Source organism: Sorangium sp. So ce327 (genome assembly GCF_051530205.1).
Taxonomy (GTDB): Bacteria; Myxococcota_A; Polyangia; order Polyangiales; family Polyangiaceae; genus Sorangium; species Sorangium cellulosum_B.
The window spans coordinates 2,027,160-2,047,333 of the sequence record NZ_CP150330.1; the positions used below are offsets into that span (position 1 = coordinate 2,027,160).

At 72.5% G+C, this 20,174-nt stretch carries 14 protein-coding genes; 3 read left to right on the plus strand and 11 right to left on the minus strand.

Features of this window, described 5'->3' with window-relative positions; genetic code table 11:
* Window positions 1-60: 60 nt before the first annotated feature.
* The 4 genes from WME95_RS07620 to WME95_RS07635 form a co-directional block, all read right to left on the minus strand.
* On the minus strand, window positions 61-867 hold the full coding sequence (locus tag WME95_RS07620; protein WP_437907750.1) for a phosphatase PAP2 family protein: 807 nt from the start codon (window positions 865-867) through the stop codon (window positions 61-63).
* Window positions 864-2,543, minus strand: a complete 1,680-nt coding sequence (locus WME95_RS07625) for a M16 family metallopeptidase (RefSeq protein WP_437907751.1) — start codon at window positions 2,541-2,543, stop codon at window positions 864-866. Before WME95_RS07625 ends, WME95_RS07620 begins: the two co-directional genes overlap by 4 nt.
* A 10-nt stretch (window positions 2,544-2,553) precedes the next feature.
* Window positions 2,554-4,305: a M16 family metallopeptidase gene (locus tag WME95_RS07630; RefSeq protein WP_437907752.1), complete on the minus strand. Its 1,752-nt coding sequence runs from the start codon at window positions 4,303-4,305 to the stop codon at window positions 2,554-2,556.
* 99 nt (window positions 4,306-4,404) lie between these two features.
* On the minus strand, window positions 4,405-6,789 hold the full coding sequence (locus WME95_RS07635; RefSeq protein ID WP_437907753.1) for a lysyl oxidase family protein: 2,385 nt from the start codon (window positions 6,787-6,789) through the stop codon (window positions 4,405-4,407).
* Between the two features lie 266 nt (window positions 6,790-7,055).
* On the opposite strand from WME95_RS07635, the gene WME95_RS07640 reads away from it, so the two are divergent.
* Window positions 7,056-7,841, plus strand: a complete 786-nt coding sequence (locus tag WME95_RS07640) for an SDR family NAD(P)-dependent oxidoreductase (RefSeq protein ID WP_437550521.1) — start codon at window positions 7,056-7,058, stop codon at window positions 7,839-7,841.
* Window positions 7,842-7,953: 112 nt separating this feature from the next.
* On the opposite strand, the gene WME95_RS07645 is transcribed toward WME95_RS07640, so the two are convergent.
* The 3 genes from WME95_RS07645 to WME95_RS07655 form a co-directional block, all read right to left on the minus strand.
* Window positions 7,954-10,266 (minus strand): di-heme oxidoredictase family protein, encoded by a 2,313-nt coding sequence (locus WME95_RS07645; protein ID WP_437907754.1) that lies wholly within the window; start codon window positions 10,264-10,266, stop codon window positions 7,954-7,956.
* A 79-nt stretch (window positions 10,267-10,345) separates the two neighbouring features.
* On the minus strand, window positions 10,346-11,923 hold the full coding sequence (locus WME95_RS07650; protein ID WP_437907755.1) for a DUF1552 domain-containing protein: 1,578 nt from the start codon (window positions 11,921-11,923) through the stop codon (window positions 10,346-10,348).
* Window positions 11,924-11,975: 52 nt separating this feature from the next.
* A complete protein-coding gene (locus tag WME95_RS07655; RefSeq protein ID WP_437907756.1) occupies window positions 11,976-13,436 on the minus strand; it encodes a DUF1592 domain-containing protein in 1,461 nt (486 codons plus the stop codon).
* A 348-nt stretch (window positions 13,437-13,784) separates the two neighbouring features.
* Between WME95_RS07655 and WME95_RS07660 the strand changes: the two genes are divergently transcribed.
* Window positions 13,785-14,636: a LamG domain-containing protein gene (locus WME95_RS07660; RefSeq protein WP_437907757.1), complete on the plus strand. Its 852-nt coding sequence runs from the start codon at window positions 13,785-13,787 to the stop codon at window positions 14,634-14,636.
* Window positions 14,637-14,639: 3 nt separating this feature from the next.
* On the opposite strand, the gene WME95_RS07665 is transcribed toward WME95_RS07660, so the two are convergent.
* From WME95_RS07665 to WME95_RS07680, 4 genes are read right to left on the minus strand one after another with little or no spacing between them, the layout of a single operon-like run.
* The gene (locus WME95_RS07665) at window positions 14,640-15,659 is read right to left on the minus strand and encodes a hypothetical protein (protein WP_437907758.1); all 1,020 of its coding nucleotides are present in this window, start codon (window positions 15,657-15,659) and stop codon (window positions 14,640-14,642) included.
* Between the two features lie 9 nt (window positions 15,660-15,668).
* A complete protein-coding gene (locus tag WME95_RS07670; protein ID WP_437907759.1) occupies window positions 15,669-16,571 on the minus strand; it encodes a hypothetical protein in 903 nt (300 codons plus the stop codon).
* Window positions 16,564-17,190 carry an RNA polymerase sigma factor gene (locus tag WME95_RS07675; RefSeq protein ID WP_437907760.1) on the minus strand — a complete coding sequence of 209 codons (627 nt, stop codon included), beginning with the start codon at window positions 17,188-17,190 and terminating at the stop codon, window positions 16,564-16,566. Before WME95_RS07675 ends, WME95_RS07670 begins: the two co-directional genes overlap by 8 nt.
* Window positions 17,187-17,360: a hypothetical protein gene (locus WME95_RS07680; RefSeq protein WP_437907761.1), complete on the minus strand. Its 174-nt coding sequence runs from the start codon at window positions 17,358-17,360 to the stop codon at window positions 17,187-17,189. Before WME95_RS07680 ends, WME95_RS07675 begins: the two co-directional genes overlap by 4 nt.
* A gap of 1,077 nt (window positions 17,361-18,437) precedes the next feature.
* On the opposite strand from WME95_RS07680, the gene WME95_RS07685 reads away from it, so the two are divergent.
* Window positions 18,438-18,956, plus strand: coding sequence for a hypothetical protein (locus tag WME95_RS07685; RefSeq protein ID WP_437907762.1), 519 nt, complete (start codon window positions 18,438-18,440; stop codon window positions 18,954-18,956).
* The last annotated feature ends 1,218 nt before the right edge of the window (window positions 18,957-20,174 follow it).

Here is a 20,174-nt window from a genome sequence, read left to right on the forward strand (position 1 = left end):
GGGCGCCTCTCCGCTGGAGCTCACCCGCCGCCCGCGCGGGGCGCGCTCGCGGGCGCACGATCAGAACGCCCACGACCAAGTAACGATCGCCGGCTCCGCCCCCGGCTCCTGCGGCAGCGCGCCCGCCGCAAACCGCGTCCTGGTCGGCTGGATCGGGTGAATCGCTGCGAGCGCGAAGCCCGTCACGTGGCCCAGGATCATGCCGGCGCCGACGTCCTGCCACGAGTGCGCGCCGGCGCCGATCCGCAGCGCCATCGTCACCACCGTCGCCGCCTCGGCGAGGGCGAGCGCGCCCAGGCGCGGCGCGGCGTCGCCGGTCGTGCGCAGCGCGAGGTTGAGGCGCACGCCCGCGATGGCCGCGACCGGGGTCGTGTGGCCCGACGGGAAGGCGTCGAAGTCGAGATCGGTGTCCCCGCATCGGTCCGTCCGCCACGAGCGCGGCCGGCACCGGCCCGACACCCGCTTGATCATGCTGGAGAGGCCTGTCGACAGCGCCGCCGCCTCGAGCTCGATCAGCGACGTCCTGAGCGCCCGGGAGAAGGGGTGGGGGACGCCGGCGCCCGCGAGGTAGCTGCCCTCGAGGGCGTACCCGCTGCCGAGCTGAAGCAGCGTGCCCGCGGCGGCGCCGGTGATGTCGCTGGCGAGGCCGAGTGTCTCGTTGCGCTCCTCGCTGGAGGCTGCGCCCCACGCCGAGCGGCGCTGAGGCAGCAAGTACGTCGCCAGCGAGGCGGTGCAGGCCGCGACGACCGCCACCTCGCCCGCCGGCGCCCCGAACGCCCAGTCCGGGGCCGCCGGCCCCGCCTGCGCGGCGGCGGGCGCGCTCCACGCCAGCGCGCACACGCAGGCGAGCGGCGCGGCGTACCTCACGGCTTCTTCGCTGCGGGAGGCGCGGCGGGCTGCGCGGGCGCCGCGGGCTTTGCAGCCTGGGGCGCGGCAGGCTGCGCGGGCGCCGCGGGCTTCGCAGCCTGGGGCACGGCGGGCGCCGACGGCTTGCCGGGCGCCTCCGGCTTGCTGGCCGCCGCCGCCGGTCCGGCCGCCACGCCTGGCGCCTTCTGCACGATGACCTCACCGAGCTGCAACGCCGAGAGCTGCTCTCCGACAGCGCCGGCGTCGCCCACCAGGACGACCCGGAGCTGCTCGGGCACGAGGTACTTCTGCGCGACCCGCTGCACGTCCGCGGGCGTGATGCGCTGGAGCCTCGCCGGTCGCGTCGCGTACTCGTCGAGCGGCAGATCGTAGACCGCGAGGCCCGCGATCGTCGACGCGGTCGCGTCCGCCGTCTCGAAGCGCGCGGGCAGCTGGCGGATGAGGTTCGCCTTGGCGTCCGCGAGCTCCTCGTTCGTGACGGGCTCCCTCCGCATCCGGTCGATCTCCGCGAAGATCTCCCTCACGGCGGGGCCCGTGTTCTCCCGCACGATGGCGCCGCCCGCGGAGAACGGGCCCGCTCCGTGGCGCATGTCGAAGCCGGAGCGCGCGCCGTAGGTGTAGGCGTGCTTCTCGCGCAGGTTCAGGTTGAGCCGGCTCGAGAACTGCCCGCCGAGGAGCGTGTTCATCACGAGCAGCGCGTCGTAGTCCGCCGTCGCGCGCGGCACGCCCGGCAGCGCCACCGTCACGGTCGACTGCGTGAGCCCCGGCCTGTCGACGATGACGACGCGCGGCGCGCCTGCGGCGAGCGCCGGCGGATCGGCGGGGATCGCCGCCTTGGCGGGGGCGGGCGGCGCGGAGGCCGGGCCCTTCCAGGCGCCGAAGACCCGCTCCACCTCCTTCACCGCGTCGGCCTTCGTGATGTCCCCGGCGATGGCGACGGTCGTCAGCTCCGGCCGGAACTGCGCGGCGTGGAACTTCGCCAGGGCGCCCGCCGTGATCTTCTTCAGCGCCGCCTCGGTGCCGATCAGCGGTGCGTTGTACGGGTGGCCCTCGGGGTAGAGGACCCGGGCCTGGGCGATGGAGAGGAGCGACGCGGGGCGATCGTTCATCTCGGCGAGCTGGGTGATGCGGCGCGACCGCTCGCGCTCGATCTCCGCCGGCGCGAAGGCCGGGTTCATGTACGCGTCGCCGAGCAGCGTGAGCATCTCGCCGAACCGCGGCGTCACGCTCTGGCCCTGCACGCCGCCGCCGTCGAAGCCGACCGCGGACGAGAAGCTCGCGCCGAGCTTGCCGAGCGCGTCGCTGAGCGCGAGCGCGCTGCGGGTCTTGGTGCCCTGCATGAGCATCGCGCCCGCGAACGCGCCGACGCCCGGCTCGGCCTGATCGGCGCCGCGGACGGTCGTCACGTCCACGGCCACGATCGGCAGCTCGTGCCGCTCCACGACGAGGACGCGGATCCCGTTCGCGAGCTTCGCCTCCTCGATCTGCGGCGGCCGGAAGACCACGTCCGGCCCCGGGGAAGGCGGCGATTTGCGGAAATCGTCTGCCGCCGCGGCGGCGGGCGGCGCCGCCGCGGGGGGCTGCGCGCCGGGGGGCGCGGGGGGCGGCGTCGACGTGACCGGAGCGCAGGCGGCGAGCGCCACGGCTGCGAGCGAGGCGGAGACGGTTCGTTTCATGCGCATGGGCTCAACCCCCCTTCGGCGCGGCCGGCCCGGCCGCAGGCTTGTCGACCGCGGGCTTGTCGCCAGCGGGCTTCATGAGGGCCGGCGCTGCCGCCGGCTTGTCGGTCGCCGGCGCGGCCGCGGGCTTCGCGCCCGCCGGCGGGGCCGCGGGCGCCGCGACCGCGGGCTGCACGCTCGCCGCTGCCGACGGCGCCGCGGTGGTGGGCTTCGCGGCCGCCGCGGGCGTCGCCGCCCCGCTCTGCTTCACGAGGCGCCCGGCCTTCGGAGCGCCCGGCTTCGGCGTGACGAGGGCGATCACGCGCCTGCCCTGGGGCAGGAGATCCGCTGTCGCCTTCTGCAGGTCGGCGGCGGTGGCCTTCTCGTACCTGGCCACGTCCCTCGGGAAGTACCCCGGATCGCCGGTGAGCTGGTTGTAGTTGTTGATGGCGTTCGCGCGGGCCGTCACCTGCTCCATGCTGAAGACCAGCTCCGAGAGCACCTTGGCCTGGGCCCGGTCGTGCTCGTCCTGCGTCGGCGGCGCCTTGCGCAGCCGCTCGAGCTCGGCGTCGATGAGCTTCAGGGCCTGCTCGGGCGACTTGCCCTTCTTCAGCGTCGCCGTGATCTGGAAGGTGCTGGCGAGCTGGCTCGATTGCTGGAACGCGAAGACGTCCTGCGCGATCTGGAGATCGTACACGAGCTTCTTGTAGAGGCGGCTCGTCTTGCCCGAGGCGAGGACGTTGGCGACGAGGTCGAGCTCGGCGTCGCCGGGCGCGAAGCTCGGCGGCGTCACCCAGCTGATCGTCACGCGGGGCAGCTCGACGTCCGCCTCGATGTCGAGGCGCTTCTCGGTCGCGAGGTCCCCGGGGTCGGGCTTCGTCGCCACGGGCGGCGGGGCGCCCTTCGCGATGGGGCCGAAGTACTTCTGGATGAGCTCCTTCGCCTTGTTCCGGTCGATGTCGCCCGCCACGACCAGGGTCGCGTTGTTGGGCACGTAGAACGTCCGGAAGAAGGCCTTCACGTCGTCCATCTGCGCCGCGTCGAGATCCTCGGGCGTGCCGATGGTCAGCAGGTGGTAGGGGTGGCTCTCCGGGAACAGGGCCGCGCGGAGGAACTGCGGCACGAGGCCGTAGGGCGCGTTCTCGTAGTTCTGGCGGCGCTCGTTCTTCACGACGTTGCGCTGGCTCGTGAAGGTCGCGTCGTTCGCGTGGTCGAGCAGCCACCCCATCCGATCGCTCTCCAGCCAGAGCACCAGCGCGAGCTCGTTGGCGGGGACGGTCTCGAAGTAGTTGGTGCGGTCGCTGTTCGTCGTCCCGTTGCGCTCGCTCGCGCCGGCCCGCTCCAGGTACTTGAAGAACATGTCCTCGCCCACGTGCTTCGAGCCCTGGAACATGACGTGCTCGAACAGGTGCGCGAAGCCGTTCTTCCCCCGCGGCTCGTCCTTGGAGCCGACGTGGTACCAGACGTTGACGGCCACGACGGGCGTGCGGTGATCCTCGTGCAGGACCACCTCGAGCCCGTTCTCCAGCGTGTACTTCTCGACCGGGATCGCGACGCTCACGCTGGTCGCCGCCGCCGCGGGCTGCGCCTTCGTCGCGATCGGCGCCGCCGCCGCGGGCGTGGGCTTGGCCGCAGCTTGAGCCGCCGCAGGCTGCGCCGGCGCTGCGGCCGGGGGCGCGGCATAGGCGGGCAACGTCAGGCCGAGCGCGGCGACGAGCGCGCTGGACAGGGACGAGAGCGCCCGGAGGCGCGTCCGTTCGGACCGGTGGTGGGCTCGCATGGGCGCGGTTTTAGCGCAGATTGCCCGAGGTCGAGCGCAAACTTCGCTCGTGGAATGGGGGCGCGGCGCTGTGTGTTCACGCCCCGCGGCGCGCCCCTGTCACTGGAATGGCGTGACGAAGATCTGGTACGGCCCGAAATCCACCGGAGTACGCCCCTTCACGGTGATGGCGCCGAGGCTCCCTCCCGGTCGTGCCCCGTAAATCCGGGAGTTCACGCCCTCCCTCTCGCCCGCGCATGCGCTGAGCGGGCCGAAGCACTCGATATTGATGGGATTGCATGCGTCGTCCGCGGTCTTGATCGTCATCGGGAAGTCGGTCAGGCCGCACGAGGACACCACGGTGGACATCCCCGGGCAGACGGGGACATAGAACGTCTGCTCAGGGCTGCTCGCGCCGCACAGGGAGCTGGGAGGGATCGGCGCCCCGGTGGTGTCGCCGCTGACGAGGCCGCTGCCCGGGATGACCCCGGCCCTCTCGCCGAGGCACGACGCGCGCTGGAACCTGAGGCGGACCGTGCCGAGCGCCTCGGGGTGCGCTGCCTTGACCACGACCGTGTACGTCCCGGCCGGGAGCCTGGCCGCGAAGTGCGCGCCCGGCGCGGCGTCGCCGCAGCTTCTGGCCGCGCAGCCGACGGGGGGGCCGCCGCACCCGTCGCCCTCGAGCACCGCGAGCGCCGTGTCGACGTCCGACGCCAGGGTGCCGAGGTACACGACCTCGTCGGACGGGAGCGTGAACCGGAAGAACACCTCGCCGCCGCTGCCGCCGCACGGCAGCGCGACGTCGGAGGTGTTCCCGGCCGTGATCTCCGCCGCGTAATCCATCGAGCCCGCCAGCTCCCCCGGCGTCTCGCAGCGGTCGGCGCCCGGGATCGGCGCGCAGCCGTCGTCCGGGACGCCGTTGCAGTTTTCGTCGACCGCGTTGCCGCACACCTCGGGCACCGGGGAGGCGCACCCCTCGCCCTCGCAGCCGTCATCGGGGAGCCCATCGCAGTCCTGGTCCACCGCGTCCCCGCAGATCTCCGGCTCGGGCTCGCAGGGCGCGAACGCCGGGACGTGGACGGGCACCTCGACCACGTTGTTCTCGATCGCCTGCTCGGCGATCGCGCCGACCGGGTTGACGGTGACGCGGAGGGTGTAGTCCCCCTCGGGCACGTCCGTCACGTCGACCCACTGGCACGGCGTGCCGACGTCGTAGGTGTCGGCCCAGCCCGCGCTCAGGAAGTTGCACCCCATGCCTCCCGAGGTCGGGTAGCCGCGCGGCGCGGGGGACGAAGGATCGAGGGGCTCCATGTCGACGAGGCAAAACGCCTGCTTGTGCCCCAGGGAGACGACCTCGCCCTCCGCGTCCACCAGCCTGTAATCGGTGAAGTCCAGGAAATGAAAGTGCTGGTGGCACTGCGCATACTCGAAGAGCGGGCTGTTGAACTCGGGGCCGGGGTCGAGGTGGCCGGGCCCTGCGTTCTCGACGCGCCCCTCGAACTCGAGGAGATGCCGCCGGCCCGGGCCGCCGATGCACCTTTCCATGAGCTCGCAGGCGTCTCTGGGGAACGTCTGGTACGAGAACCGGATCGTGTCGACGATGCGCTGCCTGTCCGGGCGCAGGTCGGGCACGATGCAGACGCCGGCCTCGCACGCGTGGCCGCTGGGACAGCACGCGCCGCCGCAGATCGCGCCGTCGCAGGCGGGGTAATCGACCGGGAGGACGATCGTGTTGTTGTCGAAGCGCGCCTCGGCGACGGTCCTGTTCGGGTTCACGGTGATCTCGAGCTCGTAGAGCCCGGCCGGGACGCCGGTCACGTCGAGGGCGTTGCACGCCACGGTGCCGGGCTGCTCGACGTGCTCTCCCGGGCCGAGGCCCTGCGCGCCGCAGCCGTACTGGCCGCCTGGCATCGCGACGCAGCGCGCGTCGAGCTCGGCCTCGGCGACAACCGCGCCGCCCTGGCTGAGGCGCGCGCGGAAGAAGCGGGGGACGACGTAGCTGTCCTCGCAGAAGTTCGGCTCGAAGACGTCGCTCTCCGAGGGCACGCCGAGGTCGAGCGGAACGTCGCCGGCGTTCTCGAGCGAGACGTGGAAGCGCATGAGCGCCCGCCGGCCGCTCGCGCCGAAGCACCCATGCAGCAGCTCGCACGCGTCCTCGTCCACGCGGACCGTGGCGAACGTGACCGGCTCTCCTCGCTCCGGGGGCCCGAGCACGAGGTCCGCCGCCTCGCAGCCGCCGCGCACGCACGTGGCGCCGGGGCTGCAGCACACCGCGTCGCCGCACGCGCGCGCCTCGTCGCACGCGGCGGCGCAGCCCGACGGCTTGCCCTCGGCGTCGATCTGACACCGCGCGCCCCCGGGACACACGATGTCCGAGCCGGGGCAACGGACGCTCCCGGACTCACCGCCGTTGCCGGAACCGCCTTCTCCCGCGCTGCCGCCTCCTGCCCCGCTTGAGGGCGGCCCGCCATCGCCGCAGGCGGCGGCCGCCAGGAGGGTTCCCACCAACAGCGTTCTGACAGGCTTCTTCATGGTCACCGGGCGAGGACGATTGAGGAGCGGCGTGGATCGGGCGGTGTCGCGTCGCCGCTGCGCACAGCGAAGCAAGGCCCGCATCGTAGGCGCGCGGGCGGTCGAAAGCAGCTCGAGCGCGCGGCCACGCAACATTCCGACCGTCCCTTTGCGGGATCTCTCGGTGCCTGGCGCGCCCGGGTCGGGCGCGAACAGCGTATTTCGCTCGGTTCACCGGCGGAGCGTGTACTCTCGCCGACATGGCTCCCGTCGTCGTCATCACCGGTGCATCCAGCGGAATCGGTCGATCGCTCGCGTTCTCCTGGGCGAAGCGCGGCGCGCGCGTGGTGCTGAGCGCGCGCGGGAGGGACGCGCTCGAGGGCGTCGCCTCGGAGGTGCGCGCGGCGGGCGGCGACGCCCTCGCGGTGGCCGGCGACGTGACCGTCGAGGAGGACCGCAAGGCGCTCTGCGAGCGGGCGCTCGGCGCGTACGGCCGGCTGGACGTGCTGGTGAACAACGCCGGGCGCGGCTATTACACGCCGTCGATCGAGATCGATCCCGCCGAGCTCGAGGCGCTCTACCGGCTGAACGTCGTCGCCCCCGTGCGCCTCGCGCAGCTGGCGATCGAGCCCCTCGCGGCCACGAAAGGCACCCTCGTCATGGTCTCCTCGATCGCGGGGCTCGTCGCGGCGCCGCGGATGGGCCCGTACGCCTCGTCGAAGTTCGCGCTGGAGGCGCTCGCGATGTCGCTCCGCGCGGAGCTCTCGTCGCGCGGGGTGCGCGTGCTCGTGGTGCGGCCGGGCCCGGTCGAGACCCCGTTCCACGCGAACGCCGTCGTGACCGACGACAACGTCGGCTACCGCCCGCCCGGCCACAAGAAGCAGAGCCCGGACGAGGTCGCCGAGATGATCGTGCGCGCCGTCGATGCGGGCCGCGACGTCCTGGAGACGAGCCTGTTCGTGAAGACCGCGAGCCTCGCCGCCCGCGTGGCGCCTGGCCCCATGCGCTGGCTCTCGAAGCGGATGGCGCGCCGGTCGGGGTTCTGAGCCGAGCGCGCCCCTCCCGCGCCGGAACGCCGAGCGGGCCGAGCACCCGAGCCAGCCGAAGGGAGGTGGGGCGGGGAAGGGGCGCCCGGAGCGAGCGCAGCAGGGCGGGGGCTCAGAGCGAGCGCAGGAAGGCGACCACCGCGTCGCGATCTGCCGCGGGGAGCGCCATGAAGCGCTGCTTCGCGGCGTCTGCCTCGCCGCCGTGCCACAGGATCGCCTCGACGACGTTCCGCGCGCGACCGTCGTGCAGCAGCTGGGTGTGGCCGTTCACGGCCTCGAGCAGCCCGATGCCCCACAGCGGCGGCGTCCGCCACTCGCGCGGCCCCGCGAGGTGGTCGCTGGTCGACGTGTCCGCGAGCTCCTCTCCCATGTCGTGCAGGAGCAGATCGCTGAAGGGCTGGATGAGCTGATCCCGCAGCTCGACGAGCGGGTGGCGGCTCCCGGTCTTCATCGAGGGGACATGGCAGCTCGCGCACCCTGCCTGGCTGAACAGCGCCTCGCCGCGCTGGACGGCCGGGTCCGCCGTGTCACGGCGCGGCGGCACGCCCAGCATGCGCATGTAGACGGAGAGCCTGTCGAGATCCTCGTCGGAGAGCTCGGGATCTCCGCGCGTGCCGGCCTGACAACCCGTCTGCGCCTCGCCGCACTCCTCGACAGGGAACAGGCTCGTCGTCACGCCCATGTCCGCCACCAGCGCGTCGGCGACCTGGTGGGGCACGCTCACCTTGCCCGCCTTCCAGCCGAAGCGCCCCATCCGCGTCACCCCCGAGACCGGGTCCGGGATCAGGTTCGGACGGCCCGAGATACCGTCCTGATTGCAGTCCATCCCGTCTGCGCGCTCGAGCAACGCGTCCTCTGCGATCGCCTCGAGGAGGCCCATGCCCACGAGCGGGCGCGCGACGCGGACCGAGTAGCTCGCGATCGGCCCTGCGGAGAGCCCGTCGAGGCGGAACGTGGGCTTTCGCAGGACGTACGGCGTGCCATCGGGGAACTGCCCGGGCTCCTCGTTATAGGCCACGGTGGCCGTACCCTCGCTTTCGACCCCGCCCTGCGCCTTGTCCTGCAGCTGCCGGCCATAGCTCGGGTCGGCGGCGGGCCCGCCGTCCGCGTTCGCGCCTGCGCCGAACAGCTTCACGACGGCGGTCTCCATCGCCTCGCCGGGCTCGGGCGGGGCGCCGCGACCGTTGTTGATATGGCAGCCCACGCACGCCGCCTGGTTCGAGAGCGGCCCCGCCTTGCCCGCGTGCTCGTCGAAGACGGGGTTACCGCTTTCGCTGTGCTCGCCGGTGGCAAAATCCGTATGGAACAGGCGGCGCCCCTCGAGGAAGGGCTGGATAGAGCTCTCCTGGATGTTGAGCGCCATCTGCTCGTAATAGAGATGAGGCTCCTCGTAGATGTACGGTATCGTCCCGTCGCCGCCCGACAGGGCCGCCTCGTTCGGCTCGTTGAACGGCGTCAGCTCGCCGCTGCTGACGCGGTAGCGGAACGTGTCGCTGTAATAGCTCGTCCTCCCCTCGACGGTGCCCGCGTCAAGGAACACGCCGAACTCGAACTCCAGCAGATCTCCCGCGCGGATCTCCCTGCTGTCCCTGGCGTTGCGATCCACGACGAACTCCCAGTGGGTGCTCGTGATGCGCTCCATGCCGTTGTTCGAGTCGAACACGTTGCCCTCGCCCGAATACCAGCAGCGGAAGTTGATGGTCTGGTTGAGCGATGCGCTGGCTTTGGGGAGCCAGGTGAACTTGACGGTGCTGCCGCCCGCCGGGATCGTGTCCTCGACGATGAACTTGTAGCTCCGGTTCTCGAAATAGCGCGGCTGGTACGGGCTGAACTCTTCCTCTTTCTCGTGGCGCCCGCGCACGCGCCCTGCGGCCTCGAGCGTGATCGTCCCATCGGCGGCCGTCGTGGTGATCGGCTTGCCCGCCGTCGCCGAGGGGAACAGCGGGGAGATCTCGCCGTCCACGCCGGAGCACTCGCCGGGATCGACCGCGCCGCCGTCGCAGGCCGGCGCGGGCGGCGCTCCCGCGGAGAAATAAGCGAAGATCGCCTCGATGTCGGCCGTCGCGATCTGCTGCTCGCCGAAGGCCGGCATGCGCGCGTCCTCCGTGCGCCCCGTGCGCACCTGCGCCGTGAATTCTTCCAGGGTGCCCTCGAAGGCGAACAGATCGGGAAACCCGCCGGCCGGCTTGCCGTGGGCGCTATGGCACCCGCCGCAATTCAGCGCGAACGCCTGCGGCAGCGCTGGCCCGTCGCTCGTCTCCTCGCAGGGCGGCGCGCCTCCCGGACCGCCCCCGTCGCCCGGCGAGGGCGACTCCGGCGAAGGCGACCCGTGCGAGGGAGACGCGGGCGAAGGGTCGCTCGAGCACCCGAGCTCTGCTGCGCAGGTCACGAGCAGCCCGAGCGCGACATGGAGACCCCCGGACACCAACCGACGTGAGCGGCTTTCGAACATCGCGTTTCGACCTCCGGTGTGAGCCCATCCATCGAGACCGTGAACCGCAGAGCTACCGCAGGATCTCCTCGAGGAGCGCGTTCGGCACGCCGCGGCGATCTTCGCCGAACGACGCGACGCCGAGGTTGTAGTACTGGTTCATGATGGTGAACCACAGATCGCGGAGCTGGCGATCCTGGCCGAGGGGGCCATACGCGACGTGCGCGTCGTTCAGGAAGACGCCGTCGCCGCCCAGGAGGACGATGGGCAGATCGTACGCGTCGTGGTCGTGCGTACGCATCTCGCTCATGTAGACCATCACCGAGTGATCGAGCACGGTTCCATCCCCCTCGGGGATCGCGTCGAGCCGCTGCGCGAGCTGCGCTGTCTTCTGGCCGAGCCAGCAGTTGATCGCCGCGAAATCGAGGTTGCTCTCCTCGACGACCGCGTAGCGCCCGCCCTCGTCCGTGGCGCCCAGGTTGCCGGGGCCGTGCTGGCAGGAGTGATAATGGAGGCTGCTGCCCTCCCTGTACTCGAGTCCCACCTTCGCGCGGACGTCGGCCGGGATGCACCGGTACTCGAACTCGGAGCGCGCGTCGTCGAGCATGTGGGTGATCACGCGCGTCACGTCGCATTGAATGGCCATGACGATGAGATCGATCATGACGTTCGCGTGATCCTCGTGTTTGTACTCGCCGGCTTCCGTGCTGTCGTTCTCGTTGAGCCCCTCCTGCTGCCCCGGCGGCTCGGGGACCACGCCGGGCTGGCTGATCGGGCTGCAGCCCAGGCTCGATGGGGTCATCGTCGACTGGACGCGGGTCACGTTCTTCTCGGTCTCTCGCAGGGCGTCCAGGTACTGCTGGACGATCTTGCGATCGTCCGAGCCGACCCGGCCCATGAGCGAGTTCGCGTCCGCGAGCACCGCGTCGATGACGCTCTTCTCGGTCGCGGCGCGGCGCTCCGCCTCGATCCTGGCCTGCTCGTCGGTCTGCCCTGGCACGGAGGGCGCGCTCGCGGCGCCCGCGTTGATGAGCGCGTCGAACACCGCCTTCGGGTTGACCGAGCGCTTCAGCGGCTCGCTCGGGCTCTTCCAGGAGACGGCCTGATTGTAGGCGTAGCTGCGCCCGTCGAAGAAACCGGGCTTCACCCCGAGCCCCGTCTGCAGCGACGGGATGCGGGTCGCCTGCTCCGGGCCTGCCTTCTGCACGATGAGCTGGTCGACCGAGACGCCGTTGCCCACCCACTCGCCGAGGTCCTGCCCGGCGGCCCTCCCGAGCTCATCGGCGTCCACGCAGGTCGACAGCGCGGCCATGCAGCGCGAGTGGGACGGCTCGAGGAACGCGTTCTGCTGCTTGCTCCACGTGTGGTTGCCGAGGCGGCTTATCATGAGCATCTTCGACTTCACCGGCGCGAAGTGCTCGAGCACCCTCGGCAGCTTGAAATCGGCGCCCCTCAGCGTCTTGCCGAACGCGGGCGCCGTCTCCCACCAGTGGTGGGGCGCCCCGTTCGGGAAGGTGCAGAGCAAGAAGCGCTTCGGCGTGCCGGGCTCCCCGCCGCGCGCGGTGCGCGGCGCGAGGCTCTCGAGAAACGGCAGCGCCAGGCAGACGCCCGCGCCGCGCAACAGGTTCCTGCGTGTCATTCCGCGTTTCATGTGCGCATCGCTCCTTCGTCCCTGGTTCCGTGAGGAAACAACGCCTGCGGCTTCACTTCGTCCCGACCTTCGCCGCGCGGAGGCGGAACGACTCGCTGGTCACCACCTGCTTCACCAGATCCGCGATCGTCCCCTTCTCCCAGCGCGCGGCGATCGCCTCGAGGGCGCCCCTGTCGCCGCCGCTCGGGCGCCGGCGCAACGCATAGGTGAAGAGCTGCTCGGAGGGGCAGATCCCCAGCTGGGGGTCCTTCTGGAGCTCCGGGATGAGGCCCGAGATGTCCTGGAACTTCGCGCCCCCGTACTCGCCAGTCGCGTCGACGGCGTCGCCGTTCGGGTACGCGGTCCGGTAGGCGCCTATCGCGTCGAAGTTCTCGAGGCTCAGCCCGATGGGATCGAGGACATCGTGGCAGCCCGCGCAGTCGGGCGACTCGCGGTGCTTCTCGAGCTTCTCGCGGACGTTGTCGACGGCGCCCGTGTCGCCTCCCGCGGCCTCGAGCTCCGGGATATCCACGCCGGCGGGAGGGGCCAGCTCGGCGCAGTAGAGCTGCGCCAGGATCGTCTTCGCGCGGGACGTGGGGGAGGTCCGATCGGCGCGGGAAGACAGCGTGAGGAACGCGGGGAGCGTGAGGAACCCGGCGCGCTCGGCCTCGGGGTCGTTCGCGTAGAGCGGCGCGAGCAGCGGGCTCTCCGGGTGGGGCGCCGTGAGGAACTCGGACCACGGCCGCTCGCCGGTCGTGAAGCCGGTGAAATAGGCGTTGGCCTGGTCGATCATCGCGCCCTTCATCTCGTCGTTCCAGCCCGGGAACATCGCTGTGTCGACGCTGTGGCTCGGGAGCGTGCGGGTCCCGAGCCACTGCCCGAAGAAGTTCTGGAAGAACGCGGCGCTCTTCGGGTCGGCCAGCATGCGGTCCACCTGCTCCCGGAGCTCGTCCTCGGTGGCCAGCGCATCGCCCTCTGCGGCGTCGAAGAGCTCCTCGTCCGGGAGCGAGCTCCAGAGGAGGTACGAGAGGCGCGACGCGATCTCATGGCCGCCGAGGGCGCCCGGCGATCGCTTCGAGTCGGGGCCGACCTCGATCCGCAGGAAGAAATTCGGGGACGTCAGCAGGCTCCGGACGACGTGCTGCACCGCCTCGACGGGGGACATCTCGAGGGTGGTGACCGCGTCGTCGTACTGCGCCGCGTACCGGTCGACCTCCGCCGCCTCGAGCGGGCGCCGGAAGGCGCGCAGCCCGAAGCGCTCGATGATCTCGCGCGCGCACGCGTCGTCCGCGCCCGCGCCCTCCGCCGGGTCGCACACGAGGATCTGGGCGCGCTGCGCCTCGTTCGAGAACGCGTCGGCCGCCAGGTTCTTGGCGGCGTCGTAATACCCCTGGACGAGGACCTGCGAGAGGCTCGAGAGCGCGCTGGCGTTCGCGTCGAAGCCCTTCGCGCCGGAGGCCGGGAACCCGTCCGCCGGCCGCAGGCGCGTGCCCAGGAGGTGGGCGACGGTGTTGTTGTACTCCGATGCTGTCATGTGGTGCAAAGGCATCCCGCCTGGCGCGACGGCGGCGTCGTCTCCCGGTTCCTGCCCCGGAGCGTCATCACCTCCGAGGATGCCAGTGCACGAGACGCTCAAGAGACATCCCCCGGCGACGAGCCAGGGACTCGCGAACACTCGGTCAAGTCGGCACATCATGGTCGGCTCCCGCGTGTGGAATCAGCACTCTCCCCCTCGTCGCCGGAGCGCGCGCCTTTCGTGATCGAATCGACCGCACACCCGCGCTACGATCAGCCTGTGTCGTGCGCGCGGAAGACTACGATGATGGTGCTGCTCCTCGGCCTGTCCGGATGTGGGGCAGATATGGATATTGCGGTGGGCCGTATGACTCCGACGTCGGTTGTGGGCGGCGGCGGGGAAGGTGGTCGTGGCAGCGGGGAAGGGGGGCGTGGTGGTGGGGCGCTGAGCGGCGGTGAGGCGGGAAGCGGCGGGGAGGGGGGCAGCGGCGAGGCGGGCGGTGGCGGGGAGGGGGGCAGCGGCGCGGCCCCCTGCGATGCGCTGCCGTCGCTGGCTCATCGGTACACGTTCGACGGGGTGGGGGCGGTCGTCGCCGATACGGTCGGCGGCGCCGACGGCGAGATCTTCGGCGGCGCGAGCCTCGACGGCGGAGGGGGGCTCACCCTCGACGGAGAGGACGACTACGTCGATCTGCCCGCGGGTCTCCTCTCGGGGCTCCGCGACGTCACCGTCATGGTCTGGGTCGCCCGCAACGGCGGAGGGGCGTACCTGCGCGTCGTCGACTTCGGCATCGGCAGCACAGGTGAGAATCCCGTTGAAGGCGACTCGAGCGTGGGGCGGTCCTACCTCGTCATCACCCCCTCGACGGGCTTCGACCCGCCGGGCATCGCCGCGCTCGCGAGCGACAGCGGCGCCGCGGGTCAGGTGCAGGTCACCACCGCGCCCACGCTCGATGACGCCGAGATCCATCAGCTCGCCGCGGTCTTCGACGGCGCGGCAGGGACCCTTTCGCTCTACCTCGACGGTGCGCTGCTCGGCAGCACGCCGGTCGGCTTTCCGCTCTCGGCGATAAAGGACGCGAACAACTGGCTCGGGCGGTCCCAGTTCGATCAGGATCCGTATTTCGGAGGGCGTTACGACGAGCTGCGCCTCTACCGCGGGGCGCTGGCCGGCTGCGCGATCGAGGCCGCGTGGCGCGCCGGCCCGGAGTTGCCCTGAGGCTCAGAAGGCGAGAGCGAGACCGAGGCGCGCGCTGAGGCCCACGGCCGGGGGGCGGTAGACGATGCCGTCGAGGTTCTCGACGACGAAGCGCGGCCGCCTCAGCGGGACGACGGCGTGCAGCGCGCCCTCGACGCTCACGGGAGCGGCGATGCGCCATTCGAGCAGCGTCCCGAGCCCGGCCGCGAAGATCGGCGTCGTGAGGGTGAAGGGCTCGTCGACGTCCCGCCCCCTGGAGCGGAGCCAGTGCTGGCGGCCGAGCGCGCAGGCGTAGACGCGGATGGGGCGCTCGAGCGGGAGCGCGCACGCGTCGACCTCGAGGAACCAGAGCCGGAATTCGGCGCCTGCAGCCTGCCCCGCGATGTGGCTCGAGCTCGACGGCACCACGCCGGCCGCGCCGTCCACGCGGAACCAGCCGCTGCGGATCCCGCCGCCCGCGGCGAGCCCGACGCCGATCGTCGGGACGAGCGCCTGCTCGATCTGCGCGCTCACCCAGAGCGCTCCCTCCACGTCGCGCTCGTTCGCGGCGGACGGCCGCGCCGCCGCGGGAGGTGGGCGGCGCGGCGCGGGAGGCGGCGGGCGCGGCGCGCTGGCGGCGGGGGCGGCGATCGCCTGGGGCGGCGCGGGCTGCGCGGCGGCGCTCCGCGCGACCGCGTCGGGATCGATCGACATCGCGACGATCAGCGCCGCTGCCCGCGACATGGACGCGCAGTCGTCGCCACGGATCACCCGCTCGCCCGGCGCCGGCGCGCGGATGCGCAGGTCGAGCCTGTAGCGCTCGTGGCGCTCGCGAGCGATCGCGATCTCGACCTCGATCGGCTGGCGCTGCTCCGACGTCCCCAGCAGCCGGGCGATCTCGCTCCGGACCTCGTCGACCGGCGGGCACCCCGCCGGCGCTTCCCAGCGGAGATCGATGGTGCGCGGCTCGGCGGGCGCCGCGAGCGCGCGCGCGGGCAGGAGCCCTGCCGCGGCGATCAGCGCCGGAACGATCGACGGCGCATGCGCCCACCTCGAGACGTGCACCCGCGCACTCTACTCCTCCTGTTCCTCCTGTCCGCACGCGGCGCGCACGCGCGTCGCGAGCGGCGAGCCCGGGCTCTTCGCGAGCAGCCTCGCCGCGATCGCCCTGCCGGACGGCGCGCGGCCGGAGCGGCAGAGCGCGATCGCGCGCGACGCCTCGCGCTCGGTCGACAGCACGCCCCGCGGGTACCGGCTGGCGTGCTCGTCGAGCTTCGAGAGCGCCTGCGCGAACTGGCCCGCCTGCAGCGCCTGCTGCGCGTCGCGGAGCAGCGCGATCTCCGCGTCGAGCCCCTCGGAGCCCTGCCTCGCGGCGGCCGCCGCCCGGGGCGCGCGCGACGCCGTCGTGCGCGCCGCGGCGGCCGCCGGGGGCGCGGCGCTCGGCTCGGCGGGCGCGCCGGACGCCTCGGGAGCGTCGGCCTTGCTGGAGGCGCTCGCCTCGGCGGACGCAGGCGTCCCGTCGCTCGGGGCGCTGGAGGGCGCGGCGGCGCGCGCCGCTCGGGGCGCCTCGGCAGCGCTCTCCGCCGCCTCCTGCGCGCGTTGCGCACCGGGCGCCTCGCCCGGTGTCGGGAAGTAGAGCGCGGCCCCCGTCGCGAGGCTCACGACCAGCGCCGCCAGCCCGATCTTCATCGGGGCGCCGAGCAGCGTGATGGCCGCGCCTTTCGCGACCGCGGTGCTCGCGCCCGCGGCCATGCTCGCGGCGGCGGGGCCGACCGCGTGCGCGGCCGCGCCGGCGCTCGCGGAGCCGGCGGCTCCGGCGCTCTCGGCGCCCGCGGCCACGGCCGTGGCCGCCGTCCCTGCGAGGCCGAGCCTCGCCCACACGGCCGCGCGCGTGCGACGTCTGTCGTCGTCGGTCGGCTCGTCCTCGTCACGAAGGGCGTTCAGGAGCGCTCGCTCCCCGGTCCCCAGCTCATCCATTGCGGCCTCCTCGGATCCTGGCGTGGTGGCGGTGCACCGCGTCGGAAAACGCCTGTCGAGCGGCCCTCAGCCGCGCATACACGGTGTTGACGTTCACCCCGATGCCCCGCGCGATCTCCGCCGCCGGCATCTCTTCCAGCTCGGCGAGGAGGAGCACCACGCGCTTCTCCTCGTCGAGCGACGAGAGCAGCTCGTGCGCGACGCGCGCGGCCTCGGCCCTCGTCATGGCCTCGTAGGGGCTGAGGTTGCTCGGCCCCGCGAGCAGCTCGGGATCCACGGTCTCTCCTGTCCCGCGGTGGGCGGGGCTCTTGCGGCGCAGCGATCTCCGGTGCGTCTGCACGACGTTCACGACGATCCCGAAGACCCACGTCTTCAGCGACGAGCGGCCCAGGAACTCCGGGAGCCGCCGGTGCACGACGACGAACACCTCCTGGCACACGTCCTCGTGCGCCGAGGCGCCCACGCCGAGCCGGCGCACGCTCCGCCAGACGAAGGGGAACATCTCCTCGTACACCTCGGCGAAGTCGAGCGGCGCGGCCTGCACGCCGGCCGCGGGGACGGCGGCCACCGCGCCGGCGGGCGGAGGCGTCGAGGGAGCGACCGCCGCGCGGGCCGTCACGGGCTGCGCTCCTCCTCGCAGGGCAGCGAGACGGTGAGCTCGCCGAGCGCGGTGAGCTCACCGCTCGCGCCGAGCAGGTTCACGTCGGGGATCGCGTCGGTCCTCCCGGAGAACCAGGCGCGCCTGAAGACGTCGGGGTCCGATTCGAGGAGTGGAACCGCTTCTCGCATGGTCGCCGCCTGCGCTTCGAGCGACCGATCGTCGCTCGTCTCCTGGATATTTCCAGTGCCGCCGCCCCCGGTCGCGTCTGGGGGGAGCGTTTCCTCCACACATGCCACGGAGAAGCGGATCCCGAGCAGGGGGCTGATACCGCAGCGGAGGGCTTGGCGAGCTCGGCGCATGGATCGAGGGGCTGGTGACCGGAGCCGCCGCGTTCCGTGAAGAAAAGTGGAGGGACGGGGGGCGACGTTCATCGGGCGGTCGTCGATGGGCTGGCGCTTTACGGCTCGCGGGCGGATCATCCGCTGCGGCGCACCGCGACCGACAGCGCGCACCTCCGCGCGCTTGACGGCCGCGAGGAGCGCATCGAGGAAGACCGGATGACACCCCCTCGCTGGCTTGCCGCGCTCGCGGCGCTCACCGTTCCACTGGCGGTCTCGGCGACGGCCTTGACCCAGGGCGACGCTCCCCTCCCGCCGCCTCCTCCTCCAGAGCCGCTCCCGTCTGCCTCCGCGCAGCCAGCACCCCCGCCATCTCCTGCGCCGACACCGGTGCAGCCTGCGCCCGCGCCCGCGCCCGCGCCCGCGCCCGCGCCGACACCGGTGCAGCCGGCACCCGCGCCGACACCGGCGCAGCCGGCACCCGCGCCGACACCGGCGCAGCCGGCGCCCGCGCCGACACCCGTGCAGCCGGCGCCCGCGCCGACACCCGTGCAGCCGGCGCCCGCGCCGACACCCGTGCAGCCGGCGCCCGCGCCGACACCGGTGCAGCCCGCACCTGCGCCCGCACCCGCGCCAGCGCCGATTCCGGTGCAGCCCGCGCCTGCGCCTGCGCCCGCTCCCATGCCGTTCCCGCCGCCATCTCCCACGCCGGTGCCGCCTGCGCCGCGGCCTGCGCCCGCGCCGCGGTCCGCGCCAGCGCCTGCACCGCCGCCCGCGCCCGCGCCGCGGTCCGCGCCAGCGCCTGCACCGCCGCCCGCGCCGCGGGCCGCGCCGGCCGCGGCCACGCCCGCTCCGGAGCCGCCCGCGCCGGTTCCGCCCGCTCCCGAGGAGCAACCGAAGGAGCCCGAGGACGACGAGAAGGACGGGATGCGCTTTCGTTTCGGTACGACGCTCGGCGGCGGGATCATCGAGTCACCCACGGGCGCGGGGGCCGTCTTCGCGCTCTCGGGCCGGCTCGGTGTCCAGGTCAACCACTATTTCGGGATATACTACCAGAACACACCGATGGTGACGCTCACCCCCGAGAGCACCGAGAACAGCGCTGGATTCGAGGCGGGGTTCATCGACTACAACTCGGTGCTCGCGGGCTTCACGCTGTTCCACTTCCTCGATCTCGGCGCGGGACCGTCCATGGATTACGTGGCCGTCGCGACCTGCGGCGCGGAGGTCCCGGAGGGCGGCATCCCGCTCCCGAGCGCCGGCTGTGAGAGCACGGCGGCCTGGTACCCTGGCGCTCACGCGCGGGGCGCGCTGATCCTCGGCGGCCTCGCCGGGAGCGGCGCGCGCCGGAGCGGCTTCGCCATCAGCGCGGATCTCCACCCGGTGTTCCTGCCAGAGGGGACGACATTCACCTTCACGCTGGGCCTCGGCAGCGAGTGGTACTGAGACGAACGGCGCGCCGGAGCGCGGCGCGCCGCCTCGCCGGGCGAGCCGCTCCGCTCGCCCGGCGCTCCGGGCAGCGGCGGGCAGCGGTGTGCCCGTCCGCTGGCTGAGCGCCCTTCGAGTGGAACCTTCGTTCCCCAGGTCAAGAGAGTTCCTCGCAAATACGCCGGGTCGCAAGGGGGCCCTGCCTCACGACTGCGCGGCGGTCGGCGCCAGCGCCTCTGTGGCGCGCCACCCGCCGTGAGCCGCGATACCCCGACCCTGCGTTCGCGGTTCGCGAGGGTTGCTGTGTGGCGACCCGATGGACTACAATCCCATTGTCGGGGCGATTGTTGGCGGGACGCCGCACCGGAGAGCTGGGCGCCACGATCGTCCTGCGGCAGCGGCAAGCGACAGCAGGAGAGCGCCAGCGGCAGAGCGCCACCAAGTAGAGCGCCAGCGATAGAGCGCCAGCGGTAAGCAGGCGGTACGTAGATCGAGCGCGATGCGCGAGCTTTCGAGCTCGGTGGCAGGGAGCGAACGCGCACCCATGGATCCGCTGTTGTGCATGACAAGGTAAAATTACCGAGTATCACGATGCACCATCGCTCACCATGTAGGTCGACAAGGCAGGATGTGTCGCGCGAATCCGGGACGCCATCTGCTGGTCTCTCGGAGGCGCCATCTCTTGCTTACGCTGTGCGGGGGGCATGCCGCTCCTGGGACTCGAGATCGAGCCCTGAGACCGAGGTGCGTGAGGAGCATGTCAAGCGCTCGCCTTCGTGTTTGGCGTGCTCGGCAGCGCCGGCGTGGTCGTGCTGGCCGGCTGCTGGGGGAGCGGCCGTCGGGTGTCGTCACCCTCTCCGGCGTCCCCATTTCGCCAAGCTCCGTGGGACCGCGGGGGCGCCTCCGCGGGGGCGCTTGACAAAGAGGGTTAACCATCGGCTACGCTCCCTACCCATGATGACCGGGAGGGCATGAGCCTGGTGGAAACGAGCTGCAGGCGCTCCACGGGGGCACGGCGGTCAGCGGTCGAGCGGGCCGTGGGGCACCTCGCGTGTCGGGCGCGAATCGCAACCCGCTGGGCATCATCGTGGGGGCCACGAAATAACCGCGCGGCTCCTCCGGTTCGGCACGGGGGATTTCGCTCACTCCTCAGGACCCTCGCCGAGCGCGCTTGGCCCGACAGGACCGGAGTTCCGCTTCGCCGGGGGCTCCGATCGACGCGCGCGCCGGCGGCCC